Annotated in this window: 15 protein-coding genes; 10 read left to right on the forward strand and 5 right to left on the reverse strand. The window is 69.4% G+C overall.

Going from position 1 to position 14,510, the window contains the following annotated elements:
• Positions 1-9: 9 nt before the first annotated feature.
• Positions 10-936, reverse strand: a complete 927-nt coding sequence (locus ACWEH3_RS12470; RefSeq protein WP_450025274.1) for a class I adenylate-forming enzyme family protein — start codon at positions 934-936, stop codon at positions 10-12.
• A 167-nt stretch (positions 937-1,103) separates the two neighbouring features.
• On the opposite strand from ACWEH3_RS12470, the gene ACWEH3_RS12475 reads away from it, so the two are divergent.
• On the forward strand, positions 1,104-2,390 hold the full coding sequence (locus ACWEH3_RS12475; RefSeq protein ID WP_450025276.1) for a PucR family transcriptional regulator: 1,287 nt from the start codon (positions 1,104-1,106) through the stop codon (positions 2,388-2,390).
• Positions 2,391-2,473: 83 nt separating this feature from the next.
• Here ACWEH3_RS12475 and ACWEH3_RS12480 read toward each other — a convergent pair whose 3' ends face one another.
• On the reverse strand, positions 2,474-2,674 hold the full coding sequence (locus ACWEH3_RS12480) for a hypothetical protein (protein WP_450025278.1): 201 nt from the start codon (positions 2,672-2,674) through the stop codon (positions 2,474-2,476).
• A gap of 114 nt (positions 2,675-2,788) precedes the next feature.
• On the opposite strand from ACWEH3_RS12480, the gene ACWEH3_RS12485 reads away from it, so the two are divergent.
• From ACWEH3_RS12485 to ACWEH3_RS12515, 7 genes are all read left to right on the forward strand, one after another.
• Positions 2,789-3,241, forward strand: coding sequence for a hypothetical protein (locus ACWEH3_RS12485; protein WP_450025280.1), 453 nt, complete (start codon positions 2,789-2,791; stop codon positions 3,239-3,241).
• Between the two features lie 201 nt (positions 3,242-3,442).
• Positions 3,443-4,855, forward strand: coding sequence for an MFS transporter (locus ACWEH3_RS12490; protein WP_452358315.1), 1,413 nt, complete (start codon positions 3,443-3,445; stop codon positions 4,853-4,855).
• Positions 4,856-4,864: 9 nt separating this feature from the next.
• Positions 4,865-5,860, forward strand: coding sequence for a sigma-70 family RNA polymerase sigma factor (locus tag ACWEH3_RS12495; protein WP_450023102.1), 996 nt, complete (start codon positions 4,865-4,867; stop codon positions 5,858-5,860).
• 71 nt (positions 5,861-5,931) lie between these two features.
• Positions 5,932-6,567 (forward strand): lipoyl(octanoyl) transferase LipB, encoded by a 636-nt coding sequence (gene lipB, locus ACWEH3_RS12500; protein ID WP_450023104.1) that lies wholly within the window; start codon positions 5,932-5,934, stop codon positions 6,565-6,567.
• Between the two features lie 334 nt (positions 6,568-6,901).
• A complete protein-coding gene (locus ACWEH3_RS12505) occupies positions 6,902-7,096 on the forward strand; it encodes a hypothetical protein (RefSeq protein WP_450023106.1) in 195 nt (64 codons plus the stop codon).
• Positions 7,097-7,313: 217 nt separating this feature from the next.
• Complete coding sequence (locus tag ACWEH3_RS12510) at positions 7,314-8,294, forward strand: DUF5996 family protein (protein ID WP_450023108.1); 981 nt, start codon at positions 7,314-7,316, stop codon at positions 8,292-8,294.
• 305 nt (positions 8,295-8,599) lie between these two features.
• Positions 8,600-8,842 (forward strand): hypothetical protein, encoded by a 243-nt coding sequence (locus ACWEH3_RS12515; RefSeq protein WP_356965283.1) that lies wholly within the window; start codon positions 8,600-8,602, stop codon positions 8,840-8,842.
• Positions 8,843-8,906: 64 nt separating this feature from the next.
• Here ACWEH3_RS12515 and ACWEH3_RS12520 read toward each other — a convergent pair whose 3' ends face one another.
• Entirely contained in the window at positions 8,907-9,458 is a 552-nt protein-coding gene (locus tag ACWEH3_RS12520; protein WP_450023110.1) for a dihydrofolate reductase family protein, read from the reverse strand.
• 138 nt (positions 9,459-9,596) lie between these two features.
• A complete protein-coding gene (locus ACWEH3_RS12525) occupies positions 9,597-10,184 on the reverse strand; it encodes an NADPH-dependent FMN reductase (RefSeq protein ID WP_450023112.1) in 588 nt (195 codons plus the stop codon).
• 299 nt (positions 10,185-10,483) lie between these two features.
• On the opposite strand from ACWEH3_RS12525, the gene ACWEH3_RS12530 reads away from it, so the two are divergent.
• Entirely contained in the window at positions 10,484-13,714 is a 3,231-nt protein-coding gene (locus ACWEH3_RS12530; protein WP_450023114.1) for a BTAD domain-containing putative transcriptional regulator, read from the forward strand.
• Here ACWEH3_RS12530 and ACWEH3_RS12535 read toward each other — a convergent pair.
• Positions 13,692-13,973 carry a hypothetical protein gene (locus ACWEH3_RS12535; RefSeq protein WP_450023169.1) on the reverse strand — a complete coding sequence of 94 codons (282 nt, stop codon included), beginning with the start codon at positions 13,971-13,973 and terminating at the stop codon, positions 13,692-13,694. The two genes, ACWEH3_RS12530 and ACWEH3_RS12535, sit on opposite strands and share 23 nt — an antisense overlap.
• 380 nt (positions 13,974-14,353) lie before the next feature.
• Between ACWEH3_RS12535 and ACWEH3_RS12540 the strand changes: the two genes are divergently transcribed.
• Positions 14,354-14,509, forward strand: a complete 156-nt coding sequence (locus tag ACWEH3_RS12540) for a hypothetical protein (protein ID WP_355080477.1) — start codon at positions 14,354-14,356, stop codon at positions 14,507-14,509.
• Position 14,510 lies beyond the last annotated feature (1 nt).

Genomic DNA, 14,510 nt, shown 5'->3' on the forward strand with positions numbered 1-14,510 from the left:
CGTGGCGGGTCAAGACGCGACGGACGCGCGGTTCGACTCCCCCGCCGCCGGTGAACGGATCGCGTGGGCCCGCGCGATGACCTCCTTCAGCCCGTATCCGTTGACGATGGGTATACCAAAGCGGTGCTCGAACCTGCTTCGTAGTTCGCTTCCGGCCGGTGCCGCACAGCACAGGGCGAAACGCACCGACGAGGTGTCCCACCGCGCCCGGCCGGGCAGATCGGTCAGTGCCGCGTACAGGCTCGGGAAGGCGGAGGAGTAGGTGGGCCGGATTCGCTCGACCCGTTCCAGGAACGACTCCGGGTCCAGCGGGCCTGCCAAGGTAGTGCGACCTCCCGCGACCAACGGCGACAGGGCGCCCAGCAAGATGCCGCAGAGCTGCCGCATCGGCAGCGTGGACAGGCTGTGGTCGCCATCGGTGAGGGCGAAGACCTCGATCACGAATCGGCACATGGCCTCCAGGTTCCGGTGATCGAGCAGCGCCCGGATGCCGCCGCCGTAGGTGATCAGCGCCAGCGCCTCCCCGCCGGGCCGCGCCGCCGGTGCCGGGTCGCGTTCCGCCGCGCCGAGCGCCGCGGCGGGCAGGACCCGGACCGGAGCGTCGATCGCCGGCGGACGCTCGATGACGATGAGGACCTCGGGGTCCGCGTCGGTTATCCGCTGACTCGCCTCCTCGTCGGACGCCGTCGGGTCGATCACGGCGGCCGTGGCGCCCAGGCGCCAGATCGCGAACAGCGACACCACCAGGTCGACGGCGCCGGGCAGCATGGTCGCGACGACGTCGCCGGTCGTGACGCCCGCGGCGCGCAGGCGGGACGCGGCACGCTGGACGGCGGACAGGAATTCGCTGTTGTTCAGTTCGATGCCGTCAGCGGCAAGGGCGGGTGCCTGCGGGGTGGCTGCGGCGCGACGGTCCGGAAGAGTAGAAAGCATCATGCGATGTCCTCGGCAACGGCGTAGTAGTTCGATAACAACGGTAGGAAGCAGAGCTCCTCTCGCCACCGTCGCGCAGGGATCAAATTCCTCGCCTGTCTTGTCGCCGGGAGACAATATCGACGGCGAGATCCGTCGCCACGCGCACGGCGAGGTAATACGATCGGCTCGTGACGAGTTCTCGTCGCAACGGTGAAGCCGAGGTCGACCGTTGTGTCGCGACGATCGCCGCCCGCATGAACGAGCGGGTGACGGACATGAGCGCGAGCATCCACAGCTCGCTCGAGGAAGAGATACCCGAGCTGCGCGCGGATGTCCACACCGTCGAACTGCTCAGGGCCAGTGTGCAGGGAAACGTCGACACCCTGCTGTACGCGCTGCGTCACGACATCCCCGCCACCCGTATCCACCTGCCGTCGGCGGGCACGGAGTACACGAAGCGTCTGGCCCAGCGCGACGTCCCGCTCAATGCCCTGGTGCGCGCCTATCACATCGGACAACGGCGGGCGACCGAACTGATCTTCGCCGAGTTGCAGGCCGTCGACGTCGCGCCGGTCGATCGATTCGTCGTCGGCCGGGCCATCGCCACCAGGCTGTTCACCTACCTCGACCAGGTGATCCAGGAGGTCGTCGCGGTCTATGAAGGAGAGCGGGAGCAGTGGTTGGACACCCGCAACAGTGTGCGAGCGCTCTGTGTGCGCGAGCTACTGAAGGGGAAGGAGTCCGTCGACGTCGACAGCGCCACCGAGCAGATCCGTTATCCCCTGCGTTGGCATCACCTGGCGCTCATCGTCTGGTATCCCGACACGGAAGCCCGCGGTGACGAACTGGCCGAGCTGCAACGGTTCGTTCGTGGGTCGGCCGAGGCCGCGGGAACCTGCGGGCAGCCCCTCTTCGTCGCCGACGATCAGCTGAGCGGCTGGGCGTGGCTGCCCTACCGTTCGGCGCGACCCGATGCCGTCGCCGATATCCGTGCATTCGCGGCCGCGCAACGCGACGCCCCGAGCGTGGCGATCGGAACGATGGCCCCCGGCCTGTCCGGGTTCCGCCGATCTCATCGCCTGGCTCAGGACGCGCGCACGGTAGCGCTGGCGGGAGCGGACGCCGAACACCGGGTGGTCGCGGCCGAAGACCCCGGATTGTCGGTCGCGGCCCTGCTCGGTGAGAGCCTCGCCGAAGTCCGGGAATGGGTCGGCGACGTGCTGGGCGACCTCGCCTCCGACACCGACAACGACGCGCGGCTGCGCGACACGCTCCAGGTCTTCCTGCGCACCGGATCGAGCTACAAGGCAGCGTCCGCGGAGCTCGATCTTCACTCGAACTCGGTGAAATACCGGGTGCGCCGGGCGGTTTCGCGACGCGGCAGGCCCATTGCCGAAGACCGGCTGGACGTCGAGCTCGCACTGCTCATCTGTCACTGGTACGGACCGGCGATACTGCGACCCGATACGGCGTGACCCGGCTGCCCGGAACTCAGCGGCGCAGCGCTGCATGCTCCACGGGACCGCGCACGGCGTAGAGCCAGGTTGCGAGTCCGTCGTCACGATGTGGCGATGACGGTGCCGGCGGCCGAGGCGGCGACCAACCCGATGATCTGGCTGCTGTGCAATCGCTCCTTCAGCGCGGTCACGCCCAACACCACGGGGACGATCGGGTACAGCGAGGACAACACGACCGCCACGGCCAGGTACTCGGTCCGCGTGGCGAAGAGATAGGACACGAGCAGGCGGGTCGCTGTCAACCCTTCACCCGGCCGCCCGGTGTGCGGAGTGAGACGATCAGGAATCGAGAAGCGCTGGTCAGCGCGCTGCCGTTAGCGTCGGGACGCGAGCCGTTCACACACAGAGGAGGACTCATGAACTGGGACAGACGGATCAGGCAGACGCACCGGTGGCTGGCCGTCATATTCACGGCGACCATCGTCGTCACGGTCGTCGCCTTGGCGTTGAAGGGGCCCGTGTGGGTCTCCTACGTGCCTCTACCCCCGCTCGCCTTGCTTCTCTTCTCCGGTCTCGGCGTATTCGGACAGTCGTGGTCCGCCGATCGGCGCGGCCGGGCGGCCGGGAACACCTCGCCGCGGCAGGTCGTGCCCGCACCGCGGGTCCGGCAGCTGCATCGCTGGTCGGGCATCGGCTTCGTCGCGACCGTTGTCGCCACTTTCGTCGCCTTGGCGCAGGAGGAACCGATCGTCTGGGTGTCCTACCTGCCGCTGCTGCCGCTGGCTCTGCTGCTGTTCTCCGGCCTCTACATGCTGGTTTTGCCGCTTGCCGCGCGACGTCGGCGCGCCGGTCGCCTCGCCGCGTCCTAGTCGGCCGGGGCGGGGGCGGGCGGCGCCGAGCCCGGCGGAACCCGGGGCGCCAACTCCCGACGACGCTTTCCGAAGCGGGCTCCTGCCGGAAGCTCGTACGTCCGCGATCGGCACGAAACAAAGTTTTCTCCGAACCTGCGATGAATCGGGGCGGCGGCGCCGGTATGTACGGGCGAACCCATCGGAGGAGGACTTTCGCCCATGAGAACGACCACGGGACAGCGCTGGGTACTCGCGCTGACATCGGTGGCCGCGTTGATGATCATGCTGGACGCGCTGGTCGTCACCACCGCCTTGCATGCGATCCAGCTCGACCTGCGCGCCTCGCTGGCCGAACTGGAGTGGACCGTCAACGCCTACACCTTGAGCTTCGCGGTGCTGCTGATGGCGGGCGCGGCGCTCGGCGAGCGATATGGACGGCGCCGCGTACTGGTCGCGGGGGTGCTGCTGTTCTCGGCGGCCTCGGCCGCGTGCGCCTCGGCGCCGAACCTGGGCTGGCTGGTCGCCGCCCGGGCGGTGCAAGGTGCCGGCTCGGCGGCCGTCATGCCGGTCGGTATGGCGCTGCTGTCGGCCGCCTTCCCGCCCGCGCAGCGCACCCGCGCGCTCGGGCTTTTCGCGGCGGTGACCGGCCTGGCCACGCTCGGCGGCCCGCTGGTCGGTGGCGCGGTGGTACAGGGCTCGACCTGGCAGTGGATCTTCTGGCTGAACCTGCCGATCGCTGCCTTGCTCGTGCCGCTGATGCTGACCAGGCTGCCGGAGAGCCGTGGCGAGGCACGCGGGCTCGATCACCTGGGCATCGGGCTGGCCAGCGCCGCAGCGCTGGGCTCGGTGTGGGGCCTGCTGCGCGGCGACGAAGCGGGCTGGGGCAGCGGCGAAGTCGTCGCCGCGTTCTTGCTCGCGGCGATCGCGCTGGTCGCGTTCGTACGCTGGGAGCTGCGCACCGCGGCCCCGCTGATCCCGATGCGGCTGTTCGCCGCGCGCGGCTTCTCGGTCGGCAACGCGGTGGGCTTCCTGCTGTTCGGGTCGATCTTCAGCGGGGCGTTCTTCTTCGCACAGTTCCTGCAGACGGTCCAGCACCACGGCCCGCTCGGCGCGGGAGTGCGGCTGGCGCCTTGGACGATCACCTTGTTCCTCGTCGCTCCCGTGGCGGGTAAGCAGGTCAACCGCTTCGGGGAACGGCCGCTGGTGGTGGTGGTGGTGGGACTGCTGATGCAGGCCGCGGGCTACGGCTGGCTCGCGCTGACGGCCGGGCCGCAGTTGTCCTACCCGGCCATGGTCGCGCCGTTCGTGCTCTGCGGTGTCGGCGTCTCGATGGCCATTCCCGCCGCCCAGAGCGCCGTGCTGCGTTCGGTGCCCTTGGCCGCGGTCGGTGCGGCGTCGGGCACGTTCAACACCTTGCGCCAGCTCGGCAGCACGTTCGGGATCGCCTTGCCCGCAGCGGTTTTCGCGACATTCGGTGGACTCGGATCCGCCGCTGCGTTCAGTGCCGGATTCGCCGCGGCGATCGGCACGGCGGCGCTGCTGGCGCTGATCGGCGCCGCGCTCGGGCTGCTGCTACCCGCGGGCGCGCCCGTCGCGACACGCTCCGACGCGCAGCCGGTCGCGGCTCGGTAGGTTGCGGCCATGACGATCGGCGCCGACTTCACGGCCGAGACGATGGCCTACCGGCCGGAGTTACTAGCGCACTGCTACCGCATGCTCGGGTCCGTCCACGATGCCGAAGACCTGGTGCAGGAGACCTTGGTTCGGGCCTGGCGTGCCGCCGACCGGTTCGACGAGCAGCGGGCTTCGCTGCGCACCTGGCTGTACCGGATCGCCACCAATGCCTGCCTGACCGCGCTCGAACAGCGTGGCAGGCGGGCCTTGCCCACCGATCTGAACGGACCGGCCGCCACTCTCCAGACCCGGCCGGCCCGGCATCCCGAAGTGTCCTGGCTGGAGCCGATTCCCGACGCGCTGCTCGGCGGCTCGGCGGATGATCCGGCGACCGTGGTGGCCGCGCGCAGCGGCATCCGCCTCGCCTTCATCGCCGCGCTGCAATATCTGCCCGCCCGCCAGCGCGCGGTGCTCATCCTGCGCGACGTGCTCGCCTGGTCCGCCGCAGAGGTCGCCGACCTGCTCGGCACCTCCCCCGCCGCGGTCAACAGCGCGCTGCAACGCGCCCGCGCCCAGCTCGAGAAGGCCACCCCCATGATCGATCGGACGTCCGAGTCGTTGAGCCCCGGTGAGCGCGCGATGATCGACCGCTACGTCACCGCATTCGGTAACGGCGATATGGACGAGTTGAGCAAACTGCTGCGCGACGACGTGGTGCTCGAAATGCCGCCCGCCCTGTTGTGGTTCGCGGGCCGCGCCCACGTAGTGGGTTTCTTCGCCGACAAGGCGGCCCGGGATGGCGACACCTGGCGCGCCGTGCCGACAGCCGCCAACACCCAACCCGCCGTCGCCTATTACCTGCGCGACGCGGACGGTACCCACCGCGCGCACTCGATCCACGTTCTCGGCACCACGGATACCGCCATAGAACGCATCACCGTCTTCCTCGGCGACGACTTGTTCCGGCCGTTCGGGCTGCCCACGGTACTTCGACGGCCGATCGAGAACTCCATACCGGAGTGATGCTCGGTGCGGAGGACTGCACAGGCGATGGGGCGAATTCCCAGTGCGGCGGGGAGTTATATCGTCGGAGCATGCGAGCCCGGCCGTTGACTTTGATCCAGGACGACCTCGTCGACTACGACAAGGCCATGGAACGCATGGGGGAGCTGGTCGAAGAACGCCACAGCGGCGCGCGGCCGGACACCCTGTGGCTGCTGAGCCATCCGCCGGTCTACACCATCGGGCGGAAGACGCCGCAGGAGCACCTGCCGGACCCGGCACACGACATCCCGGTCGTGCAGACCACCCGCGGGGGCCAGCTCACCTATCACGGTCCCGGCCAGCTGGTCGGCTATCTCGTCGTCCGGCTCGATTCCGGCGAAGGAGTGGTGGACTACATCCGCGAGGTCGAGTTCCGCCTGATCGAGGCACTCGGCCGGTTGGGCGTGCCCGCCGAACGCCGCGACACTCCGCCCGGCTCCGAACTGCTCACCGGCGTGTGGACCCGGCACACCGGCCGCAAGATCGTCTCCATCGGCATGCGCCAGAGCCGAGGGATCACCAGTCACGGCTTCGCCCTCAATGTGAACGGCGACCTCGAGCCATGGCACTGGGCCGTCGCGTGCGGGCTCCCCGACGTCGATATGACCTCCGTGGCCAGGGAATCCGGCGCGGCCACCATGGAGCAGGTGCGCTCCATGGTCGCCACCGCTTTCGAGGCGAGCTGAACTTCGCCTGCGAACGATCCTCGGCTCGCGCGGCGGCGACCCCAACAGTCGATCGCGCTCGTCCGGGCGGTGTCCGCGTGGCCCACGGGGCGCGTGCGTCAGGCACGGGCCGCGGGGACGCCGGCGCGAGCGCCGGGACGGAGGCCGGGCCGTCGCCGTCCGGTCGCGCCATTATGCGTTACCAGACGTATCCCAAATTCCGTGTGCCCGGGTGCTGGCACACCACGAAATCCGCGCGTCGATTCGCGCAGGCGCGCGCGACGTGTGAAGAATGCTCGCAATCACGAAAGTAATTGTCCGCCTGGGGATAACGCGCCATATGGAGCGGACGGGGATGACTGGAGAAATAGCGGTGGTACTGCTGTGGGTGGTGATCGTTGCCATCGTCGTGGTTCTGCTCGGCGGTGCGGCCGCGGCAATGGTGTGGGATCCGGGTCCCCGCCGGAAAGCCCGGGCGACCGAGCGCGGCGCAGCGCTGCCGTTGGCGGGCATGCCATCGCCGCACGACGGGTGGCCCCGGCGATCTTGACACTTCGCCGCGCCGCGAGCCGTTCCTTCTAGTCCGCCGAGCCGATCGGCCCGACCCGCCGCTGCTGCCCGCGATGTTGCCAAACAGTTGCCAATCGTTTTGCATGTCCCGCTTCACCACGTAGGCGCACCGGGTACGGTGGGCGCTGCGCTGCGCCTCCGCAGGCGTCCGCGTGCGGCACTGGCACCGAGAATCCCGAGACGACGGAGGTGCGGCAGTGACAGGCTCAGGAATCGCGCCCGAGCCGTGGCCGGCGTTGCGCGTCGACGACTGGACTCCCACGCGCGAGACGCTGCACATGTGGACGCAGATCATCGGCAAGATCAGGCTCTCGTACACCCCGCTGGTCAACCATTGGTGGCAGGTCACCTTCTACGTCAGCCCGAGAGGGCTCACCACCTCCGCCATTCCGCACCCGGCGGGATGCTTCGATATGGAATTCGATTTCCTCGATCATCGACTACACATCCGGTCCAGCGACGGCCGCGACCGGCAGGTCGCGCTGGAACCCAAACCGGTGGCGGCCTTCTACGCCGAAACCGTCGCGGCGCTGGAGGAACTCGGGATTCCGGTGCGAATCGAGGCCAAGCCCAACGAGGTCGAACTCGCCATCCCGTTCGCCGACGACTACGAACATCGCTCCTACGACGCCGCGGCCGCCACCTTGTTCTGGCGGCAACTGCTGGCCGCCGACCGGGTCATGCACGAGTTCCGTGCGCGCTTCATCGGGAAAGTGAGTCCGGTGCACTTCTTCTGGGGCGCGATGGACTTGGCGTGCACCCGTTTCTCGGGGCGGGCGGCTCCACGACACCCGGGTGGCGCGCCGAACTGTGGCGACTGGGTCATGGTCGAGGGCTACTCGCACGAACTGAGCAGTTGTGGCTTCTGGCCGGGCGGCGGGGCGGAGGGCGCCTTCTACGCCTACGCGTACCCGGAGCCCGCGGGGTTCGCCGAGCACCCGGTCGGCCCGCGAGAAGCCTTCTACAGCCGGGAGAACGGTCAGTTCCTCCTGCCGTACGAGGCCGTTCGCACCGCCCCCGCCCCGGAACGCGCGCTGCTCGAATTCCTCCAGACGACTTACGAGGCCGCCGCCGATCTGGGCCACTGGGACCGCGCCGCCCTGGAAGCCGACCCGGACCGCTGGAAGCACAAGCGCCGAGCGCACGAGACGGGCACGCCACGGCCGCCGGGCGAGTGATCCGGCATGGCGCCGCGCGTGACCGATTCCTTCGGTGCGACGGCGCGACGCCCGCATTCGACGGTCCGTCAGGACAGCATGGGATCCACCGTTGAGTGACCTGTACAACGGCACGTTGTTCAGGTTAGAAGCCGCTCCAGCCGCTAAGGCCACTTGATCCAAAAGCCGCTGTTCACAGCCCATTTCGTGACCTACATACTCCCACCATTGGGAACCCGCTATCTGGTGGAACACCGATGAATGTATCGTTATATGACGGCACGTTAATCGACGGGATGAAACTAATGCACAACACGAGCAGGCGCGTGACAGTGCGTCGAGTGGTGGCCTCGGCGCTGATCGGCGGAGCGGTCGTCATGGCGGCGGCAGTCGCTTCGCCCGAAACCACGGTGACCACCACAGCCGACCGGTACTCCCACAACCCCGCCGACAAGCGCGGTTCCGGAGTGGGAGAGCGCGCCCGGAGCAGCAACCACGGCGGATACCAAGGGCGCAACGAGCGCCCGTGCCAGTACACCCCCGAGGGTTACTGCACCGGAGGGCGTTGATACCCATACCGGCGGCGAGCCGGATCGCCCGGGCGGCCCGAACGGGCCGCCCGTCCGCGTGCGATCAGCCCTCGGCCGGACCGTAGGACAGGTGGACGACGCCATTGGCGTAGACCTCGTGCTCTTTGAGCGCGAGCTTGGTCGCGTCGACGCCGTCGCTCCACAAGCGCTTGCCCTTCCCGAGTGCGATCGGGTAGACGAACAGGTGCAGATCGTCGATCAAGCCGTCGGCGAGCAACGCCCGCACCAGTGTGCCGCTGCCGCTGATGTAGATCACGCCGTCGATCTCGTCCTTCAGCTTGCGGATGACCTCCGCGTCGTAGGCGCCGACGCGGGTGCTGTTGGCCCACTCCACCTGCGGCTCGCTCGCACCGACGACGTATTTCGTCGTGTCGTTGAAGAACGGCGCCCCCGGGTCGTCCTCGACGGTGCGGGTCGACCAGGCCGGTGCGAACATCTCGAAAGTGTTGCGGCCCAACAGGATCGCCTTGGACGCCGAGGTGATCGCCCCGAGAGTCTCCCCCATCTTCGGGTCGAACCCGTACTCGAAGGTCCAGGACGGATCCTCGTACACGCCGTCGAGGGCGATGAACTCGTGGACTGCGATGGTTCCCATGGTTTTCCTTTCATCGGGTGCGGCGGTCGCCGGGTGCGGCGCGGTGCCGCTGTCGACAACGACTCTGCTGGCCGCGCCTTACGGTTTGTTTACGGTCGGTCCGTCGTTTCGGCCGAACCGGGTGTTCGAGGTTGCTTTCTACCGCACGAACGGCATTTCGGCCCGCGCTTGGCGCAAGGCGCGCGCCCACCACATGAGCTGGTCCAGCGTGGCGTCGACGGCCTCGTCGAGTTCCGCGTCACGGCGCGGCCAGCTGCCGTCGCTCGCGAAGCGCTGCCAGACCTTGGTCACGGTGACCGTACGGCGGATGGGGACCGCGTTCAGTTCGCCGAAGACGGGACGCAACTGGGCGGCGGCATGACCGCCGTCGGCGTCGCCGCCGTATCCCACCACCGTCACCGGTTTGGCGGCCCACTCCACGTCGAACCAGTCGACGGCATTCTTCACCGCGGCCGGAAAGCTCCGGTTGTACTCCGGAGTGACCAGGACGAACGCGTCCGCGGCGGCCAGCCGTTCGCCGAGCGCGCGGACGGCGGGCGGTAGCGGCTCGTCGGGATCGGGTAATCGATCGGGCAACCCGGTCTCCGCGAGATCGATCCGGTCCACATCGATGTCGCGGCGGCGGCCCAGCCGCCCGGCGAACCAATCCGCCACCGTGGGGCCGAAGCGACCTGTACGGGTGCTGCCCACGATCAGCGCCACCCGTACCCGGCGGGGTCCCCTCATCGCACGTCCCGCACCGGTGGCGCATCGGCTCCCGGCCCCGTGTGTCGATCGGCGTCGCACGGCACCCGTTGCTGTCCGGGTACCGGGTGCACCCTGCGGTCCGCGCGCGGTCTGTTCAGGCAGGCAGACGCCTCCTCGATAGGGCTCGCACCACAGCTGATTCGACGTGCGGTAGTCGTGATGAGTGGCATGTCGTGCTTTCCTTCCACGAGTTCGGCCTTCGGCGTTCTCATCGTGGGCGCGCCACCTTCCGATTTGTTTGCGGTCACCTTCCGCCGCCGCTCGCATAGGCTGCCCCAATGCGTTTCGGGGTGCTGGGTCCGTTGACGGTATGGACGGATGCGGGCGCCGTAGTGCCGATTCCGGGGGCCAAGGTGCGGGCACTGCTGGCCGACCTGCTGGTCACGCCCGGCCAACCGGTATCCGGCGACCGGCTGATCGACGACATCTGGACCGACGACCCGCCCGGCAATCCGGCGGGCACGCTGGCGGCGAAGGCCTCGCAACTGCGCAGGGCGTTGGAAGACGCCGAACCCGGCGGCCGGGACCTCGTGGTGTCGCCGCCGCCCGGATATCGGCTGGCCGCCTCCGACATCGACGCGCAGGAGTTCCGCGCACTGGTGGCCTCCGCGCGAGCGACGACCGACACCGCCGAGCGGGCCCGGGCGCTCGCCGCGGCGGTCGCACTCTGGCGCGGGCCCGCGTTCACCGATTTCCGGGACGCGGCATTCGCCCAGCCCGCCATCGCGCAACTCGAAGAGCAGCGCTTGGTGGCGGTGGAGGAACTGGCGGAGGCGCGGCTGACGCTGGGCGAGTACCGCGAAGTGGCCGGGGAGCTCAGCGAAGTCGTGACGGCGCATCCGCTGCGCGAGCGGCTGCGCGCGGCCCACCTGCGCGCGTTGTACGGTGCGGGAAGGCAGGCCGAGGCGCTGGACGGTTACGAGGATCTGCGCAGGCACCTCGCCGACGAACTCGGCATCGACCCGAGCCCGGAGCTGGTCGCGCTGCAGCGCGCGCTCCTGGCCCAGGATCTGCCGCAGGCCGCGCCGCCGGAGATCGTGGTCGCCGGTCGGCGCAGCTCGAACATTCCGGCGCAGCGCACCGAGCTGATCGGCCGCGACAGCGACCTCGCGCAGTTGTGCGACGCCGTCGAGAACGCCAGGCTGGTCACGCTCACCGGGCCCGGCGGCGTGGGCAAGACGCGCTTGTCGCTCGCCGCCGCCGCGGCGCTGCCCCAGCGATTCGCCAACGGCACCTGGCTGGTGGAACTGGCCGCGCTGCAACCGACCGCGACCGATGCCGCCACGTTCCTCGCCGACGCCGTGGCCGGTGTGCTCGGCATCCGCGCCGCCGACGGCGCCGACATCACCGCGTCGTTGTGCGAGGCGCTGGCCGAACAGGAACTGCTGCTCGTCCTGGACAATTGCGAGCACGTGGTGGATCGCGCCGCCGATCTGGCCGAGACGCTGCTCGGCGCGGCTCCCCGGCTGCGCATCCTGGCCACCAGCCGGGAACCGCTGCGGCTGCCCGGTGAGGACGTCGTCGCGCTGCAACCCCTGGATGTGCCCGCGCGGGACGCGGCGTTCGACGAGATCGCCCGAGCGGGAGCGGTGCGGCTGTTCGTATCCCGGGCGCGCGCGGGCGCCCGGGATTTCGCGCTCGACGCCGACACCGCCACGTCGGTCGCGACGCTGTGCCGCAGGCTCGACGGCATACCGCTGGCATTGGAACTCGCCGCCACCCGAGTACGCGCGCTGGGCGTGCACGAGATCGTCGCCCGGCTCGACGACCGCTTCAAGCTGCTGGCCACCGGGCATCGCGGCGTGCCGCCGCGGCAGCGGACGCTGGCGGCGATGATCGACTGGAGCTGGGGACTGATGGACGCGACCGAGCAGGCGGTGCTGCGCAGGCTCGCGGTGCACACGGGCGGCTGCACCCTGGCGGCCGCGGAGGCGGTGTGCTCGGCGGGCGCCGAGCCCGCGGTGGACGCGTCGCTCGTCGCCGACGTGATCGGCAGGCTGGTCGACCGGTCGTTGGTGCACCCGGCGGGACAGCGCTACCGCTTGCTGGAATCGGTGGCCGCGTTCAGTCTCGACCGGCTGGCCGATGCGGGGGAGTTCGACGCGGTGCACCTCGCCCACCATCGGTACCACCTGGGGCTGGCCGAGCGCGCCGAGCCCGAGCTGTACGGCGCCGACCAGCGACGCTGGTTGCGTCGGCTGGACGACGAATCGGCCGATCTACGCGCGGCGCTGGACGGTTTCGTGCGCGCGGGCGACGCGGATCAGGCCCTACGGCTGGTGAACGCGCTCGCCTGGTACTGGCAGCTGCGTGGCAGGCCGACCGAGGCGCGGCGCTGGCTGGACGCCGCGCTGGCGCTCGGCGGCTCGCCACGGCACCGGGCGCGGGCACTGGCGTGGAGCGTCGGATTCGCCTTCCAGCAAGGCGATTTCGAGGACGGTTCGGCCAAGCGCGCCGCCGTGTTCGATCTGTACGACATGGTCGACGATCCGGCCGGGCGGGCGCGCGCGGAACTCTTCCTCGGCTTCTCCGCACTGGACTCCGGTGACGTGCAGGAGTTGGAAGAGCTGCTGCGCAAAGCGCTTCCCGTCTGCACCGATCTCGGCGACCGCTGGGGTGTGGCCTCCGCGCACGTGGCGCTGGCCAAGGCGGCCCACAATCGGGTCGATCTCCCGGCGCTGGAACGGCACGCCCGCACGGCCGCCCGGCTGTTCGCCGAACTCGACGACCGCTGGGGCAGGCTCCAAGCCGCCGAATGGCTCGGCGGCCTGGCCGAACTCACCGGCGATCTGACCTCCGCCGCCGATATCCACGCCGAAGCACTCGGCTTGGCGCAGGAGCTGGAGCTGTGGGGGCAGGCGTGCACCCATCTGTGCTGGCTGGGGTGGATCGCCATGCAGCACACCGATTTCGGCCGGGCGCGGGCGCTCGGCGAACAGGCACAGCGCATCGCGGCCGAACACGGGTACGAGCCGGGCCGGTTGTTCGCCGCGCTCGTGCTCGCTTTCACCGCGCGCCGCGACGGCCGAACCGATGCCGCCGAGCGGATTCTGCGCGAACTACTCGCCCTCCCGCTGGCCGCGGGTGAGGAGACGCCGCTGTTCCTGCCGATGCTGCAGGTCGAGCTGGGCTACATCCTGGAACAGCGCGGCGAACCGAGCGCCGCGTTCGACCTCTATCTGAGCGCGTTCGACGGCGCGCAACGCATCGGCGCGCCACGCGACACCGCCTTCGCACTGGCCGCGCTCGCCTCGGCGCTCACCGAGCTGGGCCTGCCGGAGATCGCGGCACAGCTGCTCGGCTCGGCGGCGGCGGTACGCGAGGCCAACGGCATCGCGCTGCTTCCGGCCGAACGCCCCGACATCGACCGTCCGGCGAACCGCGCCACCGTGGCGCTCGGCGAGCACGCCTTCACCGAGCGCCACGCCGCGGGAACGCGGTCGACTCCACTCCAGGCGCGCGAGCTGGCGGCCCGCGCGGTTCGGGTCAGCCGACGATCGAGTTCATGATCGTGCCCGCGCTCGTGGCCACCGCGCCACCGGCCATCGCGCTGGCGACCATCTTCGGCGATTGCAGAGTGCCGCCGTTCCATTTCTCCCACGCGAACCTGCCCCCGCCGTAAGTGATCGCCGTGATGCCGGACAGCTGCACCAACCAGGTGAAGTAGCGGCCCATCTGCATCAGTTTGTCCGCCAGCGGCGGCTCTTCAGGGGTCGGATTGTCGAATTGCTGCGCGATCACGGTGTCGTGCAGCGCGGCGAGAATCATGCTCACGTTCGTGCTCCTTTTCGCATGCCGAGGTGATGCCGGAGACAATCGAGAGAGAGAAAGAGCTGCGCTACCGAGACGTTCGGCGCGCCACGGGCACTGCGACGCCCACGGCCGCCGTTCCGGCGGTTCCGCGTCGTGATCGTATACCGTTTGCCGGATGATTGCCGGAAAACGCGTGACAAGATCGATCAGGCCGCATGGCGAAGGGGTGTTCCGCGCGACACACCGTCGTGCGCATGATTCAACTCACAGCCCTTCCCCGTGCCGGAGAAGGCTGCGACCTCTAGGATTTCACTAGGTGCAGGGGCTGATATGACGTCGGTGCAGTGCGGCGCCGAACCTTCCGCTGAGATCACCGTGACCGCGGGGAGGGCACAATGCACACCGCTTTCTTGATTCCACTGCTCATCACACTATTGATCGTCACGGCGACGGCCGTTGTGGCCGGTTACGCCACCGTCGTCGCAGCCTATTGGTTCGAGTTGCGCTCCACCGAAAGGCACGGCGGCCGCCCGGATATCTCGCCGCGCTGAC

The sequence above is a fragment of the Nocardia sp. NPDC004718 genome (assembly GCF_053601535.1).

Excerpts from the sequence above, each read along its gene's own strand:
- ACWEH3_RS12470 (WP_450025274.1), bottom strand. The coding sequence starts at position 936 with ATGATGCTTTCTACTCTTCCGGACCGTCGCGCCGCAGCCACCCCGCAG.
- ACWEH3_RS12485 (WP_450025280.1), top strand. The coding sequence starts at position 2,789 with ATGAACTGGGACAGACGGATCAGGCAGACGCACCGGTGGCTGGCCGTC.
- ACWEH3_RS12490 (WP_452358315.1), top strand. The coding sequence starts at position 3,443 with ATGAGAACGACCACGGGACAGCGCTGGGTACTCGCGCTGACATCGGTG.
- ACWEH3_RS12495 (WP_450023102.1), top strand. The coding sequence starts at position 4,865 with ATGACGATCGGCGCCGACTTCACGGCCGAGACGATGGCCTACCGGCCG.
- lipB (WP_450023104.1), top strand. The coding sequence starts at position 5,932 with ATGCGAGCCCGGCCGTTGACTTTGATCCAGGACGACCTCGTCGACTAC.
- ACWEH3_RS12505 (WP_450023106.1), top strand. The coding sequence starts at position 6,902 with ATGACTGGAGAAATAGCGGTGGTACTGCTGTGGGTGGTGATCGTTGCC.
- ACWEH3_RS12520 (WP_450023110.1), bottom strand. The coding sequence starts at position 9,458 with ATGGGAACCATCGCAGTCCACGAGTTCATCGCCCTCGACGGCGTGTAC.
- ACWEH3_RS12525 (WP_450023112.1), bottom strand. The coding sequence starts at position 10,184 with ATGAGGGGACCCCGCCGGGTACGGGTGGCGCTGATCGTGGGCAGCACC.
- ACWEH3_RS12530 (WP_450023114.1), top strand. The coding sequence starts at position 10,484 with ATGCGTTTCGGGGTGCTGGGTCCGTTGACGGTATGGACGGATGCGGGC.
- ACWEH3_RS12535 (WP_450023169.1), bottom strand. The coding sequence starts at position 13,973 with ATGATTCTCGCCGCGCTGCACGACACCGTGATCGCGCAGCAATTCGAC.
- ACWEH3_RS12540 (WP_355080477.1), top strand. The coding sequence starts at position 14,354 with ATGCACACCGCTTTCTTGATTCCACTGCTCATCACACTATTGATCGTC.